Annotated in this window: 18 protein-coding genes; all 18 read left to right on the top strand. The window is 69.3% G+C overall.

Annotated elements, in window-relative coordinates:
* Positions 1-60 precede the first annotated feature (60 nt).
* The 18 genes from ASF54_RS01425 (at position 61) to lgt (ending at position 17,481) form a co-directional block, all read left to right on the top strand.
* Positions 61-474, top strand: coding sequence for a MerR family transcriptional regulator (locus ASF54_RS01425; RefSeq protein WP_055957899.1), 414 nt, complete (start codon positions 61-63; stop codon positions 472-474).
* Positions 475-668: 194 nt separating this feature from the next.
* Positions 669-1,655 (top strand): aldo/keto reductase, encoded by a 987-nt coding sequence (locus tag ASF54_RS01420; RefSeq protein WP_055957895.1) that lies wholly within the window; start codon positions 669-671, stop codon positions 1,653-1,655.
* 232 nt (positions 1,656-1,887) lie between these two features.
* Positions 1,888-3,117: a methionine adenosyltransferase gene (gene metK, locus ASF54_RS01415; protein WP_055957892.1), complete on the top strand. Its 1,230-nt coding sequence runs from the start codon at positions 1,888-1,890 to the stop codon at positions 3,115-3,117.
* A gap of 26 nt (positions 3,118-3,143) precedes the next feature.
* Entirely contained in the window at positions 3,144-5,243 is a 2,100-nt protein-coding gene (locus ASF54_RS01410) for a hypothetical protein (RefSeq protein WP_055957890.1), read from the top strand.
* Positions 5,244-5,288: 45 nt separating this feature from the next.
* A complete protein-coding gene (gene fmt / locus ASF54_RS01405) occupies positions 5,289-6,248 on the top strand; it encodes a methionyl-tRNA formyltransferase (protein ID WP_055957887.1) in 960 nt (319 codons plus the stop codon).
* Positions 6,245-7,810: a transcription antitermination factor NusB gene (locus tag ASF54_RS01400; RefSeq protein WP_084815864.1), complete on the top strand. Its 1,566-nt coding sequence runs from the start codon at positions 6,245-6,247 to the stop codon at positions 7,808-7,810. The genes fmt and ASF54_RS01400 overlap by 4 nt, the downstream gene beginning before the upstream one ends.
* A 129-nt stretch (positions 7,811-7,939) precedes the next feature.
* Positions 7,940-8,620 (top strand): ribulose-phosphate 3-epimerase, encoded by a 681-nt coding sequence (gene rpe / locus ASF54_RS01395; RefSeq protein ID WP_055957880.1) that lies wholly within the window; start codon positions 7,940-7,942, stop codon positions 8,618-8,620.
* 5 nt (positions 8,621-8,625) lie between these two features.
* Entirely contained in the window at positions 8,626-8,889 is a 264-nt protein-coding gene (locus tag ASF54_RS01390) for a phosphoribosyl-ATP diphosphatase (protein WP_055957877.1), read from the top strand.
* Positions 8,890-8,946: 57 nt separating this feature from the next.
* Positions 8,947-9,786, top strand: a complete 840-nt coding sequence (gene hisG / locus ASF54_RS01385) for an ATP phosphoribosyltransferase (RefSeq protein WP_055957874.1) — start codon at positions 8,947-8,949, stop codon at positions 9,784-9,786.
* Between the two features lie 13 nt (positions 9,787-9,799).
* The gene (gene hisF, locus ASF54_RS01380) at positions 9,800-10,591 is read left to right on the top strand and encodes an imidazole glycerol phosphate synthase subunit HisF (protein WP_055957871.1); all 792 of its coding nucleotides are present in this window, start codon (positions 9,800-9,802) and stop codon (positions 10,589-10,591) included.
* Between the two features lie 45 nt (positions 10,592-10,636).
* Entirely contained in the window at positions 10,637-11,029 is a 393-nt protein-coding gene (gene hisI, locus ASF54_RS01375) for a phosphoribosyl-AMP cyclohydrolase (RefSeq protein ID WP_055957868.1), read from the top strand.
* Entirely contained in the window at positions 11,022-12,563 is a 1,542-nt protein-coding gene (locus ASF54_RS01370; RefSeq protein WP_055957865.1) for an anthranilate synthase component I, read from the top strand. The genes hisI and ASF54_RS01370 overlap by 8 nt, the downstream gene beginning before the upstream one ends.
* Positions 12,564-12,604: 41 nt before the next feature.
* Positions 12,605-13,237 carry a Trp biosynthesis-associated membrane protein gene (locus tag ASF54_RS01365; RefSeq protein ID WP_055957863.1) on the top strand — a complete coding sequence of 211 codons (633 nt, stop codon included), beginning with the start codon at positions 12,605-12,607 and terminating at the stop codon, positions 13,235-13,237.
* A gap of 61 nt (positions 13,238-13,298) precedes the next feature.
* Entirely contained in the window at positions 13,299-13,565 is a 267-nt protein-coding gene (locus tag ASF54_RS01360) for a DUF6704 family protein (protein WP_055961830.1), read from the top strand.
* Positions 13,566-14,339, top strand: coding sequence for an indole-3-glycerol phosphate synthase TrpC (trpC, locus tag ASF54_RS01355; RefSeq protein WP_055957860.1), 774 nt, complete (start codon positions 13,566-13,568; stop codon positions 14,337-14,339). It abuts the gene before it with no gap.
* Positions 14,339-15,568, top strand: coding sequence for a tryptophan synthase subunit beta (gene trpB, locus ASF54_RS01350; RefSeq protein ID WP_055957856.1), 1,230 nt, complete (start codon positions 14,339-14,341; stop codon positions 15,566-15,568). The genes trpC and trpB overlap by 1 nt, the downstream gene beginning before the upstream one ends.
* A complete protein-coding gene (gene trpA, locus ASF54_RS01345) occupies positions 15,565-16,365 on the top strand; it encodes a tryptophan synthase subunit alpha (RefSeq protein WP_055957852.1) in 801 nt (266 codons plus the stop codon). The genes trpB and trpA overlap by 4 nt, the downstream gene beginning before the upstream one ends.
* Before the next feature lie 108 nt (positions 16,366-16,473).
* On the top strand, positions 16,474-17,481 hold the full coding sequence (lgt, locus tag ASF54_RS01340; protein WP_055961827.1) for a prolipoprotein diacylglyceryl transferase: 1,008 nt from the start codon (positions 16,474-16,476) through the stop codon (positions 17,479-17,481).
* Positions 17,482-17,672: the final 191 nt, after the last annotated feature.

Here is a 17,672-nt window from a genome sequence, read left to right as displayed (position 1 = left end):
TCTTCAACCCTACCGTAACGTAAGGGTTGAGCGACGAGGATGGTGACGGTGGCTACTGAGATGACGGCGGAAGAGGTCGTGGCGACGATGCACATCGGAGAGATGGCCGACCGGTCACAGATGTCGCTCCGCACGATTCGCCACTACGACGAGGTCGGGCTCCTCACGCCGTCGGGGCGCACCGAGGGCGGATTCCGCCTCTACACCGAGCGCGACTTCTCGAGGCTGATGGTCATCCGCCGCATGAAGCCCCTGGGGTTCACTCTCGACGAGATGGCCGAGCTTCTGCGGGTCGTCGACCGCCTCGGCGAATCCGAGGCCACCTCCGGCTCCGGCTCCGGCACCGGAGCAGGGGCAGGCGAGGCCCGCGCAGCGCTCGACGGTTTCATCGAGCAGGCGACCGCTCGGCGAGCGAAGCTCGAGGAGCAGATCAGCATGGCGGACGAGTTCATCGAGCTACTCAAAGCGCAGTAGCGCCCGCAGTGTGTCGGATCCTGCCCCCTGAGTGCCGCCACTTGCGAGGCTGCCCGCCTAGCCGCGGGCATTTCCCGTCACTCGACGCACGCCGGAGTCGCACTCGGGCGAGGCTGAGCGCCGATCGGCCGCATCGGGAGCAAGCTCGATGGGGCAGCAGATACACCCGACGCCGCCAGACAAAGAGGAGACATATGCAGACCCGCACACTGGGCGACCTCGAGGTCGGAGCACTCGGCCTCGGCACCATGGGAATGAGCGCCTTCTACACGGGCGCCGGCACCGACGACGACGAATCGGTCCGCACCATCCACCGCGCCATCGACCTCGGTGTCACCCTGTTCGACACTGCGGAGGCGTACGGCCCGTACTCGAACGAGGAGTTGCTCGCCAAGGCTCTCGGTGATCGCCGCGACGACGTCGTCATCGCCACGAAGTTCGGCCTGCTGCGCCATACGCCGGGGGAGTCGACCCCGAGCACCGAGCGTCACATCACCTCCGACCCCGGCTCGATCCGAGTGGCCCTCGAGGGGTCCCTCCGACGCCTCGGCACCGATCACATCGATCTCTACTACCAGCACCGCGTCGACCCCGACGTGCCCATCGAAGACGTCATCGGTCAGCTCGCGGGCTTCGTCGAGGAGGGCAAGATCCGGCACATCGGGCTATCCGAGGCGAGTGCGGCGACGATCCGGCGAGCGCACGCCGTCCACCCGATCACTGCCCTGCAGAGCGAGTACTCCCTCTGGACCCGCGACCCCGAGGGCGACGTCCTCGACACCCTGCGCGAGCTCCGGATCGGCCTCGTGCCGTACTCTCCGCTCGGCCGCGGCTTCTTGACGGGGGCGATCACGAAGCCGTCCGACCTCGACTCCGACGACTTCCGTCTCGCGAACCCCCGGTTCCAGGAGGAGGCGTTCGCGACGAACATGCGTCTCGTCGACGAGGTCCGTCAGGTGGCGGGCGAGGTCGATGGCACTCCCGCCCAGGTGGCCCTCGCTTGGCTGCTCGCGCAGGGCGACGATCTGGTGCCGATCCCGGGCACGAAGCGCGTGACGAGACTCGAAGAGAATCTCGGTGCCGCCGACCTCACGCTGAGCGCCGATCAGGTCGCACGACTCTCGGCGTTGCCGGCAGCCTCGGGCGACCGCTACCCCGACATGTCGCCGATCGGCCGCTGAGCCAGTTCGGGGAGAACCGCCACGAGACAGAAGCCGAGGATCCGCGGGCCGGATCCTCGGCTTCCGTCTCTTCCGCTGTGTGAGCCGCTCTGCCCCGGCCCGTCCACCGCGTCTCCACAACCGCGATCTCGTTCACACGTCGTCACGCGACGGGGGGAGTGTCGCCACCCCCGGCTAGAGTTGCAAACGCCGAATCGAACGGCATCTCCACCGCTTTCGTCTTAGGGAATCCGTGTCCTCCAGCAGCCCCAGCACCACCGGTAGCCTCCGCCTCTTCACGTCCGAGTCCGTGACGGAGGGGCACCCCGACAAGATCTGCGATCAGATTTCCGACCGCATCCTCGACGCGCTTCTCGAGGTCGACCCGCACAGCCGGGTCGCCGTCGAGACGCTCGTCACGACCGGTCTGGTGCACGTCGCGGGCGAGGTCACGACGACGGGCTACGTCGACATCCCCACGATCGTGCGCGACCTCATCACGGGCATCGGCTACAACGACTCGTCGGTGAGTTTCGACGGCCGCACCTGCGGTGTCGAGGTGTCGATCGGGGCACAGTCGCCCGACATCGCTCAAGGCGTCGACAATGCCCTCGAGGCCCGCACGGGTGCGGGCTCGACCGACGACGCCCTCAACTCGCAGGGTGCCGGCGACCAGGGCATCATGTTCGGGTTCGCCACGACCGAGACCCCGCAGCTCATGCCGATTCCGGTGTGGCTCGCGCACCGTCTCGCCGAGCGCCTCACGGCAGTCCGCAAAGACGCGGTGCTCGACTACCTGCGTCCTGACGGCAAGACGCAGGTCACGATCGGCTATGACGGCTACACACCGAAGACGGTCGACACGGTCGTGCTCTCGACGCAGCACTCGCCGAGCGTCTCGATGGAGCAGCTCGAGCGCGACGTGATCGAGCACGTCATCCGCCCGGTCCTCGCCGCCGAGGCGCCCGGTCTCGACACCTTCGCAACGAAGTTCATCATCAACCCGACCGGGCGCTTCGAGATCGGCGGCCCCCAAGGCGATGCGGGTCTGACCGGCCGCAAGATCATCGTCGACACCTACGGCGGGGCCTCGCGTCACGGCGGCGGCGCGTTCTCGGGCAAAGACCCGTCGAAGGTCGACCGGTCGGCCGCCTACGCGATGCGCTGGGTGGCGAAGAACGCCGTTGCCGCTGGCTTCGCCGAACGTCTCGAGATCCAGATCGCCTACGCGATCGGCCGCGCCGCACCGGTCGGTCTCTATGTCGAGACCTTCGGCACCGCTCACGTGCCCGACGAGACGATCATCGACGCCATCGGCCAGGTGTTCGACCTTCGGCCCGCCGCAATCATCCGCGATCTCGACCTTCTCCGACCGATCTACGGGGCGACGTCGACCTACGGGCACTTCGGTCGCGACCTCCCCGACTTCACCTGGGAGGCACTCGACCGCGTCGATGCCCTCCGAGCCGCGGCAGGCCTCTAGAGACCATCGTCGAAGGCGAGTCACGCATGTCACGGGCCGTCGCGCGGGTGCTGGTCGACACTCCGCTGCCGCAGCTCGACCGCCTGTTCGACTACGCCGTGCCCGAACGGCTGGTCGGCACGGTCGGCCCCGGCATGCGCGTCAAGGTGCCGTTGCGCTCGGCCGGGCGGATGGCCGACGCGTTCGTGATCGAAATGGCCGACGGCTCCGAGCACGAGGGCAGCCTCAGCGAGATCGAAGAGCTCATCTCAGAGGTGCCGGTGCTGGCACCCGAGGTCTGGCGTCTGGCGCGCGCGCTCGCCGATCGCGCCGGCGGGTCAGCGAGCGACGTGCTTCGGCTCGCCGTGCCCACGCGACAGGTGCGGGTCGAAAAGGCGTGGCTCGCCGCGCGTGCGGCAGCCGCCGACGCAAAGGCGGAGGCAGAGGCCGAAGACGCAACGACACCGGCAAAGGCGGAGACCAAGACAGGCAGCACCGACAACGTGTCGGCGCCCGAGCGCGACGAGGTGACCACCCGCGGCATCACGGGCTACCGCTCGGTCGATCTCGTCGCCGCCGTGCGCGGCCGCGCCCGTCTCGCCCTCGACGCGGTGCCGCTCGTGGTCGAGCTGCCCGCGGTGCCGGGCCTGCCGCCGCGCTGGGTCGGCCGCTGGGCCGTCACGCTCGCCGAGCTGGCCGCCGTCGCGGTGGCGGATGGCGAATCGGCCATCCTCGCCGTTCCCGACTACCGCGATCAAGAGCAACTCGTCTCGGCCCTCGAGGCCGTGCTTCCGCCCGAGACGATCGTGCGGCTCGACTCCAAGCAGTCGAACCCCGACCGCTACCGCGCCCTCCTCCGGGCGCGGGGTGACGAGGCCCTGGTCATCGTCGGCAACCGCTCCGTGCTCCTCGCCCCGTCGACCACACTCGGGCTGATCGCCCTATGGGACGACGGCGACCCGCTCTTCTCCGAGCCGCTGACCCCCTACGCCCATGCCCGCGACACCGCCCTGCTCCGCTACGAGCAGCAGCACCCGGCCCTGGTCTTCGCGGGCCACGCGCGCTCCACCGACGTACAGCGACTGGTCGAGATCGGGTGGCTGAGCGAGGTGCTACCGGATCCTCGGTATCAACCGCACGTGATCCCCACTACCCAGCAGGGTTCCCGCGACGGCTTCGCGGCCAACGCGCGCATCCCGTCGACGGCCTATCTCGAGGCCCGGAACGCCGTCGAGCACGGTCCCGTGCTCGTGCAGGTGGCGCACCCCGGGTATGCGCCTCGGCTGGCGTGCACCGAGTGCGGCGACACGGCGCGGTGTCTGCGCTGCAGCGGGCCGCTGCAGAAGAAGAGCGCCGACGCGACGCCGGCGTGCGCCTGGTGCGGTGCCCTCGCGGTCGGCTGGCACTGCGTCACGTGCGAGAACACGATGATGCGGTCGGTCGGCACCGGCGCGGGTCGAACCGCCGACGAGCTCGGGCGGGCGTTCCCGGGCGTGCGCGTCATCGTCTCCGACGGGTCGCGGCCGGTGCTCGAGGTCGACGACGAGTCGGCCATCGTCGTCGCGACGCGCGGCGCCGAACCGATCGCGCCAGGAGGCTACCGGGCCGTGCTCCTGCTCGACGGCGAGCGGATGCTGGCCCGCGAGAGTCTGCGCGTGGCCGAAGACTGCGTGCGCTGGTGGGCCGACGCGATCGCCCTGGCCCGCCATCGCGCCCCGATCTTCCTCGTCGGGGTCGGCGGCACGATCGCCTCCGCCATGGCGACCTGGAACCTCGCCCGATTCGCCTCGTCCGAGCTGGCGGATCGACGGCAGCTCCGATTTCCGCCGTCGGTGCGCGTCGCCACAGTCACCGGTCGCACCGACACCGTCGAGACCGCTCTCGACGCCCTCCCCGAATCGATTCGCAAAGAGACCCTCGGCCCCGTCGACGTCGAGGGCGGCACCGTTCGCGCCATCGTCCGGTTCGACTACGCGCACGGGCACGACGTGGCATCGATCCTCCGCGGTCGGGTGATCCGTGCTGCGACCGACCGCCGCAAACCACCGCGCGATCTGCGCCCCGGCGATGCCCGCAACACGAACCGCCGCACGCCCGCTCCTACACTCAGAGTGCGGTTCGACGACGTCGAGCCCTTCTCCGATTGATTTCAGTCGCCCGTCCCACCCCGATCACCACTCGAAAGCCTCGAATTGCGCCTCGTCTTCGCCGGTAGCCCCGCCGCCGCTGTTCCCTCCCTCCGAGCTCTCGCCGCCGGTCAGCACGACATCGTCGCCGTCCTCACCCGCGACGACACGCCCCAGGGCCGAAAGCGCGTGCTCACCCCGACTCCTGTCGCCGACGCCGCCGTCGAACTCGGCATCCCCGTGCTCAAGGCCCGCCGCATCACCGACGAGATCACCGCCGCGGTCCGAGCCACCGGGGCCGACCTCGGAGTCATCGTCGCGTACGGCGCCCTCCTCCGCGAGCCGCTGCTCTCGACCCCGAGCCACGGCTGGATCAACCTGCACTTCTCCCTCCTGCCGAGCTGGCGGGGTGCCGCACCGGTGCAGCGCGCCCTCATGGCGGGCGATGCCGAGACCGGGGCAACCGTCTTCCAGCTCGTGCCCGAACTCGACGCCGGCGAGCTCCTCGGCTCGATCCACAAGCCGCTCCGCGGCGACGAGACGGCGGGCGAGCTCCTCGGCGAGCTGGCCATCTCGGGCGCTCTGCTGCTAACGCAGGTCGTCGATGAGATCGCATCAGGATCCCCGACCCGCACCAAGCAGACGGGTCCCGTCACGCTCGCGCCCAAACTCGCTCTCGACGACGGGCTGCTCGACTTCACCAACGGCCGAGCCGCCCTCCACAATCGCTGGCGCGGCGTCACGCCCGAGCCGGGGGCGCACGCTCTGCTCGATGGTGCCCGGTTCAAGGTGCTCGAGCTGCGGGTGCCCGAAGCGGGGCCGAGCGCCGAGGGGGCGCCGAGCAAAGTGGCGCCGGGGCGGATCCTTCTCGACGGTCGACGGGTTCTGGTCGGAACCTCGACCGAGCCGCTCGAGCTGATCACCGTGCAGCCGTCCGGCAAGAAGCCGATGGGGGCCGCCGATTGGCTGCGCGGGGTGCCCGACAGAGACTCGCTGGCCTTCGACCGGGCAGGAGCAGCCTCGTGAGCGAACAGCGCGATTCCGGCGAGAACCGCTCCGGGGCGAACCACCCAAGGGCAAACCACGACGGAACAGGCCGCCGTCGACCGAACCGCACCGGCCCGCGCGGCGGCTCCGAGCGCACCCCGCGCGTCGAGCCGCGCGTCCAGCCGGCCCGACAGGTGGCGCTCGACGTGATCCGCGCGGTCGAGCACGACGACGCCTACGCCAACCTCCTGCTGCCGCAGCGCATCGTGCGAGCCGGATTGTCGCCCCAAGACGCCGGGCTCGCCACCGAGCTCACCTACGGCACCCTGCGCATGTCCGGCTACTACGACCGTGTCCTCTCGATCGCCGCTCGCCGGCCGACCGATCAAATCGATCCGGCCCTTCTCGACGTGCTCCGTCTCGGGGCGCACCAGCTGCTCGCGACCCGGGTCGCTCCGCACGCCGCCGTCGACGAGTCGGTCTCACTGGCGCGTCAGGTCGGCAGTCGCTCGGGCACGGGATTCGTCAACGGCGTGCTGCGAACCGTCTCGCGCTCGACCCCCGACGAGTGGCTCGCCCGGGTGCTGGCCGAGACGACCAGCCCCGACGATGCCCTGGCCGCTCGCTACTCGCATCCCGAATGGGTAGTTCGCGCCCTTCGCGGGGCCCTCGCGGCGGAGGGTCGCGCCGACGAGCTCGAGACCCTGCTCGAAGCGGACAACGAGCCGGCCCGCGTCAGCCTCGTGGCCCTGCCCGGCCTCGCCGACCCTGCCGCCGTCGAGGGTGTCGAGGGGGGCCGGTTCTCGCCCGTCGCTCTCACAGCACCGCACGGCGACCCCGCGAGCCTCGCCGACGTCCGATCCGGCACGCTTCGAGTGCAAGATGAAGGTTCACAACTCGCCGCCCTCGCCCTCTCGCGCCTGAAGCCGATCGAGCCGGGGGAGCGCTGGCTCGACATGTGCGCGGGGCCCGGCGGCAAGGCGGCCCTGCTCGCGGCCGAAGCCGCCGTCGGCGGTGCGAGACTGACTGCCAACGAGCTCGTCCCAGGTCGTGTCGGTCTGGTCAAGCAGGCCCTCGCCGCCGTCACCGCCGCAGCCCGAGCGGCGGGTTCGTCGTCGCCGGCCGCCACGGCCTCCGTACCCGAGCTCGTCGAGGTCAGGCAGGGCGACGCCACCGAGATCGGGGCGTCCGAGCCCGAGACGTACGCGCGGATCCTGCTCGATGCCCCCTGCACCGGCCTCGGCGCACTCCGCCGACGCCCCGAAGCCCGATGGCGCAAGCAACCGCGCGACGTTGCCGAGCTGACCGGGCTGCAGTCCGAGCTCTTCTCGTCGGCCCTCGCCGCGCTCGCGCCCGGTGGCACGCTCGCCTACGTGACCTGCTCACCGCACACGGCCGAGACCCGCGGAGTCGTCGAGTCCGGTCTGAAGCGCTGGGCTCGCGACGGCGGTACGCCGATCGACACGATCGACGCCACCGAGGTGCTGCAGAGCGTGGCGGTCGCCGAGCTCGACCTCGGTGCCGGGCCGTTCGCGCAGCTCTGGCCGCACCGACACGGCACCGACGCGATGTTCGTGGCGTTGCTGCGCAAGCGCGCCTAGCTCGCGTCTCGCCGTCCGCGCGGGCCGACACCGCTTTGCGGGCAGACACCGCTTTGCGGGCGAAAAACCGCCGAAAGGCGGCGTCCTGCCCGAAAAGTCGTGCTGCAGACCGCCCGATAGGCTTGACGCGTGCCCAGCAATCACCCCATCCGCATCAGCCCCAGCATTCTCTCGGCCGATTTCGTCAACCTCGAGCGCGACCTCGGTCGCATCTCGACGGCCGACCTCGTGCACGTCGACGTGATGGACGGCCATTTCGTCCCGAACCTCACGCTGGGCCTGCCCATCGTCGATCGCATCCAGCAGGTGAGCCCGCTGCCCCTCGACGTCCACCTGATGATCGAGGACCCGCTGCGGTGGGCCCCGAAGTACGCCGAGACCGGCGCTTTCTCCGTCACGTTCTCGATCGAGGCGGCACCCGATCCCCGTGCCGTCGCCAAGGCGATCAAGAGCGCAGGATCCCGGGCGGCCGTCGCCATCAAACCGGGCACCCCGATCGAGCCCGTTCTCGACCTCCTCGACGACATCGACATGATCCTGGTCATGACCGTGGAGCCGGGGTTCGGCGGGCAGTCGTTCATGGGCGAGACGATGCCGAAGCTCCGAGCCGCTCGCGAAGCCATCGATGCGTCCGGCCGCGAGATCTGGCTCGAGGTCGACGGGGGTATCACCGCCGAGACCATCGTGACCGCCGTCGAGAACGGTGCCGACACGATCGTCGCGGGATCCTCCGTCTATGGTCCGGCCGGTACCCCGGAGCCCATCGACCGCATCGCCGCGCTCCGCGCGAGCGCGAGCCAGGTAGCGTAGGCGTCGTGAAATCGTTCGACGACCTGTTTGCAGAGCTCAGCGCCAAGATCACGGAGCGCCCCGAGGGCTCCGGCACCGTCAAAGAATTCGACGCCGGAGTGCATCAGATCGGCAAGAAGATCGTCGAAGAGGCCGCCGAGGTGTGGATGGCTGCCGAGTACGAGGGCGACGTCGCCACCGCCGAAGAGATCTCGCAGCTGCTGTACCACCTGCAGGTGCTCATGCTGGCCAAGGGCCTCACCCCGGCCGACATCTACCGACATCTCTGAGCCCGGCTCGACGTTCCGAGCCCCACCGGCCCCGTCACTTCTAGAGAAATCGGACTCATGCTCCGCGTAGCTGTACCCAACAAGGGCTCGCTCTCCGAGACCGCCAGCCAGATGCTCACCGAGGCCGGCTACACCGGTCGTCGCGACCCGAAGTCGCTCTACCTCGCCGACGAGCGCAACGGCGTCGAGTTCTTCTACCTGCGTCCCCGCGACATCGCGACCTACGTCGGCTCCGGTGCCCTCGACGTCGGCATCACCGGCCGCGACCTGCTGCTCGACTCGGGCTCGCCGGCGCGCGAGGTCACCAGCCTCGACTTCGGCTCGTCGACCTTCCGCTTCGCCGGCCCCGCGGGCAAGTACCACCAACTGTCCGACCTCGAGGGCGTCCGCGTGGCCACGAGCTACGCGGGTCTCGTCCGCGAGTTCCTACGGGAGAACGGCGTCACCGCCGAGCTCGTCAGCCTCGATGGCGCCGTCGAGAGCGCCGTTCAGCTGGGCGTCGCAGATGCCATCGCCGACGTCGTCGAGACGGGTACGACCCTCCGGGCGGCCGGTCTCGAGACCTTCGGCCCGGTGATCCTCAAGTCGACGGCCGTGCTGATCGCCTCCGACGAGTCCATCGCCGGCCTCGACGTCCTGCAGCGTCGCCTTCAGGGTGTGCTGGTCGCGCGCCAATACGTCCTGATGGACTACGACCTCCCCGTGCGCCTGCTCGACCAGGCGACCAAGGTCGCTCCGGGCATCGAATCGCCGACGGTCTCGTCTCTCCACGACCCGGAGTGGGCTGCCGTCCGCGTCATGGTGCCACGCACCGACACAAACCAGATCATGGATGCCCTCTACGACCTCGGGGCTCGAGCGATCCTGGTCAGCCCCATCCACGCCGCGAGACTGTGACGGGCGAGCGACCGTGACTCACCGAACGCATGCCTCGGGTGACTCGACCCTCGCCATCCGGGTGATTCCCTGCCTCGACGTGGCTGAAGGCCGTGTCGTGAAGGGCGTCAACTTCCTCGACCTGCGTGACGCGGGCGATCCGGTGGAGCTCGCGCGCACCTACTACGAGCAAGGTGCCGACGAGATCACCTTCCTCGACGTGACCGCGTCGGTCGAGGGTCGGGGCACCACCTACGACATGGTGCGCCAGACCGCCGAGCAGATCTTCATCCCACTCACGGTGGGCGGGGGAGTGCGCTCCACCGACGACGTCGCGCGCCTCCAGGGCGCCGGAGCCGACAAGGTGGGCGTCAACAGCGCCGCGATCGGCCGCCCGGAGCTCCTGGGCGAGATCGCCGACCGGTTCGGCGCCCAGGCACTCGTCCTCTCGCTCGACGTCAAGCGATCGCCCACGACGCCGTCCGGCTTCGTCGTGACCACCCACGGCGGTCGGCGCGAGACCACTCTCGACGCGGTCGCCTGGGCCCGCGAGGCTGTCGAGCGCGGGGCCGGAGAGCTGCTGGTCAACTCGATCGACGCCGATGGCACGAAGCGCGGCTTCGACCTCGAGCTCATCACCCTGATGCGCGAGAACGCCGCCGTGCCGGTCATCGCGTCGGGTGGCGCCGGGCGGCTCGACCACTTCGCCCCGGCGATTCAGGCCGGCGCCGATGCGGTGCTCGCGGCCAGTGTGTTCCACAATGGAGAGCTGACGATCGGCGACGTCAAGTCGGCCCTCGCAGAATCCGGTGCCATCGTCCGCTGACCGGGCGGCCGGGGCACCGTGCGCCTCACCAATCGAAGGATCACCATGACCGAGCAGCTCACCCGCGAGACCGTCGAGCCCGTCGTCGAGCGGGCCGCCTTCGATGCGAAGGGGCTGCTGCCGGCGATCATCCAAGAAGAGAGCACCCGAGACGTCTTGATGATGGGCTGGATGGACGCCGAGGCGCTCCGTCGCACGCTGACCGAGGGTCGGGTCACGTTCTGGTCGCGCTCGCGCCAAGAGTACTGGCGCAAGGGCGACACCTCGGGTCACGCCCAGTTCGTGCGCAGCGCCGCTCTCGATTGCGACGGCGACACCCTGCTCGTCATCGTCGAGCAGATCGGCGCCGCCTGCCACACCGGCGAACACGCCTGCTTCGACGTCGACCCCCTCGTTCCCGCGACCGGCTCCTCCTCGATCGGCTCTCCGCATGTCTGACAGCACCACCCGCGCCGAATTCGACGCGCTCCTCGACGGCCACCGGGTCATCCCGGTCGTTCGCAATCTCTTCGCCGCCGAAGAGACCCCGGTCGGCATCTACCGCAAGCTCGCCGACGGCCGTCCCGGTACGTTCTTGCTCGAGTCCGCCGAGCAGGGCGGCATCTGGTCGCGCTATTCGTTCATCGGCGTCTCGTCGTTCGGCGTTCTCACCACGAGCGGAGTCACGACGCGAGAAGGATCCTCGATCCAGACCGAGTGGATCGACTACGGCGTGTCACGCGAACGGGCGCTGGGTGACGCTTCGGGTGCTCCCCTCGACGTCCTGTCTCACCTCCACGACCGCTGGAAGACCCCCGTGATCCCCGGCCACCCGCCGCTCACCGGTGGTCTCGTCGGATTTATCGGCTGGGAGGCCGTGCGGCAGCTCGAGAATCTGCCCGATGCGCCACCCGCCGAGTTCGACGTGCCGGCTCAGGCGCTGAGCTTCGTCTCCGAGCTGATCGTGCTCGACCACCGCACGGGCACGGCGCTGCTCATCGCCACCGCCCTCAACGACGGCACCGACGACGCCGAGACCCTGTGGACGACGGCGCAGAAGCAGCTCGATGCCCTGCAGACGAAGCTCGCCGGGCCGAGCCCCGCGCACCTCGCCCAGGTGGACATGTCTCTCGAGCCGTCGCCGGTGCGCCGGTCGACCGATGCCGAGTACGCCGAGGCCATCGCTCGCTCGAAGCAGTTCATCCACGACGGCGACGTGTTCCAGGTCGTGATCTCGCAGCGCTTCGACCACGAGCTGACGGCGCCGGCCATCGATGTGTACCGGGTGTTGCGAACCCTCAACCCGAGCCCGTACATGTACCTGGTCAGTCTCGAAGACAGCGCCGGCGTTCCGTATCAGATCGTGGGTTCCAGCCCCGAGGCCCTGGTCAAGGTCCAGGGCTCTCGCGCCTACTCCCACCCGATCGCGGGCTCGAAGCCACGCGGCGCGACCCCCGAAGAAGACCTCGCGTTCGCGACCGCGCTCGAGAGCGACGACAAGGAGCGCGCCGAGCACCTGATGCTCGTCGATCTCGCCCGCAACGACCTCCTCAAGGTCTGCGTGCCGGGCAGCGTCGAGGTCACCGAATTCATGCACGTCGAGCGCTTCAGCCACATCATGCACCTGGTCTCGAGCGTCGAGGGCGACCTCGCCCCGGGCCGCAACGCCATCGACGCCTTCCGCGCGACCTTCCCGGCCGGCACGCTCTCCGGGGCGCCCAAGCCCCGAGCCCTCGAGATCATCGACGCCCTGGAGCCCGCCCAGCGCGGTGTCTACGGCGGCGTGGTCGGATACTTCGATTTCGCAGGATCCGCTGACGTCGCGATAGCCATCCGAACCGTTCTTCTCCAGCCCGGCATCGCCCGCGTCCAGGCCGGCGCCGGCCTCGTGGCCGACTCCGATCCCGCGTCCGAGAACCAGGAGGCCCGCAACAAGGCCGCCGCACCCCTTCGAGCGGTCGCCGTGGCCAACGCCATGACGACCCTTCACTGATCCGTGCCGGTCGACCAGGCCGACGCCAGACAGGCAGCGTCATGACAATCACTCCTCAACGCACCCGCTCGACCAAGCTCCCGTCGATCCTCGCCGGACTGGCTCTGGCCGGTCTCACCCTGCTCACGTACACGCAGACCTGGGTCAACTCGACCGTCACGAGCCCGAGCGGCGGCACCGTGCGGGTGGTGGCCGACGGCAGCGCAGCGGCGCCCGCCCTGTCGGCGCTGGCGTTGGCGGGGCTCGCCCTCTTCGGGGCGATCACGATTGCGGGCCCGGTGTTCCGCGTCATCCTGGGGGTCCTCGAGATCCTCCTGGGTGGGTGCGTCGCCCTGTCCGCGATCCTCGCGGTCTCCGACCCCATCGGCGCTGCGGCCCACGCGATCACGAAGGTGACCGGCGTCGACGGCGACTCGTCCGTCCGTGACATCGTCCAGAGCCACTCGATGACCGCCTGGCCCTGGGTCGCACTCCTCGCGGGCGTTGCCATGGCGGCGCTCGGCGTGGCGGTCATCCTCACCTCGAAGCGTTGGCCCGCCTCCACCCGTCGCTATCAGGCCGTCCGCCTCGTCGACGAGAACGGCACCACCGATCCGGTCGTGGCCTGGGACACTCTCTCGACGGGAGCAGATCCGACAGCTCGCCGCGAGGATGACCCGAGCGACAACCGATAGACTCGGGGCTCGTACCCCCAGCATTTCAAGGAGCACCGTGAGTATCGAGAGCACGAACCATGTGACGAAGGCGTCGGCCGGCAAGGCCGCCGAGGCGAGCCACGACAGCGACTCCGACGGGCACGGCAACTCGCCGGCCGCCTGGACGGCCGTCGTCATCATGCTCGTCGCATTCGCCGTCGGCACCATCGCCTTCTGCGCCGATGTGCCGATCGTGGTCTGGATCGCGGCCGGGTTCATCGTGATTGGGGCCCTCGTCGGCCTCGTCCTCAAAAAGATGGGCTACGGCGTCGGCGGCGCCCGCTACGTTCCGAAGGCTCACCAGTAAGTGCTCGACGACCTCTACGCCGGCGCTCTCGCCGACGCCGAAGCGCGCCGTTCTCTCGTCTCCCTCGCTGACGTAGAACGCGCTGCGCTCGCCCAGACCTCTGCCCTCGACGCCCGTGCTGCGCTCCAGCCAGCCGACCGGGTGAAGATTATCGCCGAGGTGAAGCGCGCGAGTCCGTCTCGCGGTGCCCTCTCCGAGATCGCCGACCCTGCCTCCCTCGCGCACTCGTACGAGACCGGTGGCGCGAGTGCCATCAGCGTCCTCACCGAGGGGCGCAAGTTCAAGGGCACCCTGGCCGACCTGGTCGCTGTCCGCGCGGCCGTCTCGGTGCCGGTGCTCCGCAAAGACTTCATCGCCGAGCCGTACCAGGTGTTCGAGGCACGAGCCGCCGGGGCCGATCTCGTGCTCCTCATCGTCGCGGGCCTGCCGCAGCAGAAGCTCGTCGAACTCCACCAGCTCACTCTCGAGCTGGGCATGACGGCCCTCATTGAGACGCACTCCGCCGACGAGGTCGTTCGCGGTCTCGATGCCGGGGCCACCGTCCTGGGCGTCAATGCTCGCGACCTCACCACGTTCGAGCTCGACCAAGACCTCTTCGGCTCGCTTGCCGGCAGCATCCCCTCGGGTGTCGTGCGGGTCGCCGAGTCCGCCGTCAAGTCGCCGGCCGACGTGGCTCACTACCGCCGTTCGGGGGCCGACGTCGTCCTGGTCGGCGAGGCTCTCGTAGTCCACGGCGACCCTGTCGACGCCCTCACCACTTTCCTGGAGGTCTGATGACCACCCTGCACGATGTAGTTGGCCCGTATTTCGGCGAGTTCGGCGGGCGCTATGTGCCCGAATCTCTCGTCGCAGCCCTCGATGAGCTCGACGAGGCCTACAAGGCGGCCGCCGTCGATCCGTCCTTCCAGGCCGAGCTCGCCGAGCTGCACAAGACCTACACGGGTCGTCCGTCGATCATCACGGAGGTGCCCCGCTTCGCGGAGCACGCCGGCGGCGCACGCGTCATCCTGAAGCGCGAAGACCTGAACCACACCGGCTCGCACAAGATCAACAACGTGCTCGGGCAGGCGCTCCTCGCGAAACGGCTCGGCAAGACCCGCCTCATCGCCGAGACCGGTGCCGGCCAGCACGGGGTCGCGACGGCCACCGCCGCCGCCCTCTTCGGCATGGAATGCGTGGTCTACATGGGCCAGGTCGACACCGAGCGCCAGGCACTCAACGTCGCCCGCATGCGCCTCCTCGGCGCCGAAGTCGTGTCAGTCGCCACCGGCTCGCGCACGCTCAAAGACGCGATCAACGATGCCCTCCGCGACTGGGTCGCCAGCGTCGAGACGACCCACTACGTGCTCGGCACGGTCGCCGGCCCGCACCCCTTCCCGACGATGGTCCGCGACTTCCACAAGATCATCGGCGAAGAAGCTCGGGAGCAGGTGCTGGCACTCACCGGCAAGCTCCCCGACTACATCACCGCGTGCATCGGCGGCGGTTCCAACGCCATCGGCATCTTCAACGCGTTCCTCGACGACCCTTCGGTCGAGCTCTACGGCTTCGAGGCGGGCGGCGACGGCATCGAGAGTGGGCGCCACGCCGCCTCGATCACGCTCGGCAAGACCGGCGTACTCCAGGGCGCGAAGTCGTACCTCATGCAAGACGACGACGGCCAAACCGTCGAGAGCCACTCGATCTCGGCCGGGCTCGACTACCCGGCGGTCGGCCCCGAGCACGCCTGGCTCGCCAAGATCGGCCGCGTGCACTACGAGCCGATCACCGATGCCGAGGCGATGGAGGCCTTCCGCCTCCTCACCCGCACCGAGGGCATCATCCCCGCGATCGAGTCGGCTCACGCGCTGGCCGGAGCGATCAAACTCGGGCTCAAGCACGGGCCTGATGCGACGATCCTGGTGTCGCTGAGCGGGCGAGGCGACAAAGACGTGGCATCCGCGAGCCGCTACTTCGGTCTGCTCGAGGGCGAGATCGTCGACGACGGGGCGGTGCAACTGTGATCGACTCCACCACCAGCAAGGTCGGCGCGGCGATCCACGCCCGGAAAGACGCCGGGTCGGGTGCCGTCATCGGTTATCTGCCCCTCGGGTTTCCCGACATCCAGACGAGCATCGACGCCGCTGTCACCCTGGCGAACAACGGGGTCGACGTGCTCGAGCTCGGTCTGCCCTACTCCGACCCGGTGATGGACGGCCCGGTCATCCAGGCGGCCACCCAGCGTGCTCTCGCTGAGGGGTATCGCGTTCGCGACACGTTCCCCGCCGTCCGCGAGATCGTGTCGCAGGTGAAGACGCCGGTGCTGGTCATGACGTACTGGAACCCCGTGGCGCAGTTCGGCGCTCAGAGGTTCGCCGACGAGCTGTCCGCCGCCGGGGGAGCCGGGCTCATCACCCCCGACCTCATTCCCGACGAAGGCTCCGAATGGATGGCTGCGGCCACCGCCGCCGACCTCGACCGGGTGTTCCTCGCCGCCCCCTCGTCCTCCGAGACACGCCTGAAGCAGGCCGTCGAGGCGAGCCGGGGCTTCGTCTACACCGTCTCGACCATGGGCATCACGGGTGCCCGCTCCGACGTCGACTCGGCCGCGGCCACTCTGGTCGCACGCCTGCGGGCCGTCGGGGTCGACAATGCCTGCGTGGGCCTCGGCATCTCCACCGCCCAGCAGGTGCGAGAAGTCCTCGCGTACGCCGACGGAGCCATCATCGGCTCCGCTTTCGTCCGTGCCCTCGCCGAGGGTGGCCTCGAGCGACTCGCGGCCGTGTCGAGCGACCTCGCTTCGGGCAGTAGAGTCTCGTAGCGGCGGGGTTCGTCGCACGACACCGCACGAACACCCCGGTTTCGGCCGTGACGGATCCTTCGGTCCGGCCCCTGTTTCCCCACGAAAGGCACCTGAACGTTGCTGCCCCTGAGCATTCCGAGCCCGTCTGCCTCGTGGCAGTACTTCGACCTCACGGGGTGGATCAACGACACGTTCGGTGCGTCGATTCCCTTTAGCCTCCGGATCCACGCGTACGCCATCTGCATTCTGCTCGGCATCGTCGCGGCGGTCCTCGTCACCAACTACCGGCTGAACCGTCGCGGTGCCGAGCGCTGGATCATCATCGACCTCGCCATCTGGTGCGTGCCGTTCGGCATCGTCGGCGGGCGCGTCTTCCACGTGGTCACGCACCCCGACGACTACTTCAACGGCCAGCCGCTCTGGCACGTCTTCGCGATCTGGGAGGGCGGGCTCGCCATCTTCGGCGCGCTGATCTTCGGTGCCCTCGGCGCCTGGCTCGGATGCCGCCAGACCGGCCTCCGCTTCACCGTCTTCGCCGACGCACTCGTGCCCGGCCTGATGCTCGCGCAGGCGTTCGGCCGCCTCGGCAACTACTTCAACCACGAGCTGTTCGGCACCCCGACCACGCTGCCCTGGGGCCTCGAGATCGAGACCACCAACGCCGCGTACCCCGTGGGCCTGCCCGCCGGCACGCTGTTCCACCCGACGTTCGCCTACGAGATCATCTGGAACCTCTTCGGCCTCGCCGTGATCCTGCTGATCAACCGCAACGTGAAGCTCGAGTGGGGCAAGACGCTCGCCCTCTACTTCATCTGGTACGGCGTCGGCCGCGCCTGGTTCGAGTCGATTCGCACCGACTACAGCCAGCTCTTCTTCGGTATCCGCACCAACGTCTGGGCCGCCGTGGCTGCCGTCATCCTCGGCATCATCATCTTTGCGTGGCAGAGCCGAAACCACACCGGTATGGTGCCGAGCGCCTACGTCCCCGGCCGCGGGCCGAACGACGTCGACACTCGCGCCGACGCCCACACCGCTGACAGCGACGACGCTGAGCTAGACTCCGTAGACGAGACCGCCGCCGACGACGCCGACGCGACCGCCGCCACCAGCGACAGCGATACCGTCAAAGCCTGACCAGGCTCCTGCCGGCCGCACCCTGTAAGACAAGCACTCCTGCACCAAGCAACCCTGCAGCACCGCACCAGCACCACCCCGCACCACTGGCAGCCGCATCACAGCAGCGGCACCAGCATCCGCTCCACCTCTCCGATCCGCACACAGATCGCCGAGACGTCCACGTGGGTCTTTTTAGACCCACCGCGACG

It is taken from the genome of Frondihabitans sp. Leaf304 (assembly GCF_001423105.1).
GTDB lineage: Bacteria > Actinomycetota > Actinomycetes > Actinomycetales > Microbacteriaceae > Frondihabitans.
Note: the sequence above shows the minus strand (reverse complement) of the source record. Positions and strands in the feature narration are given on the sequence as shown.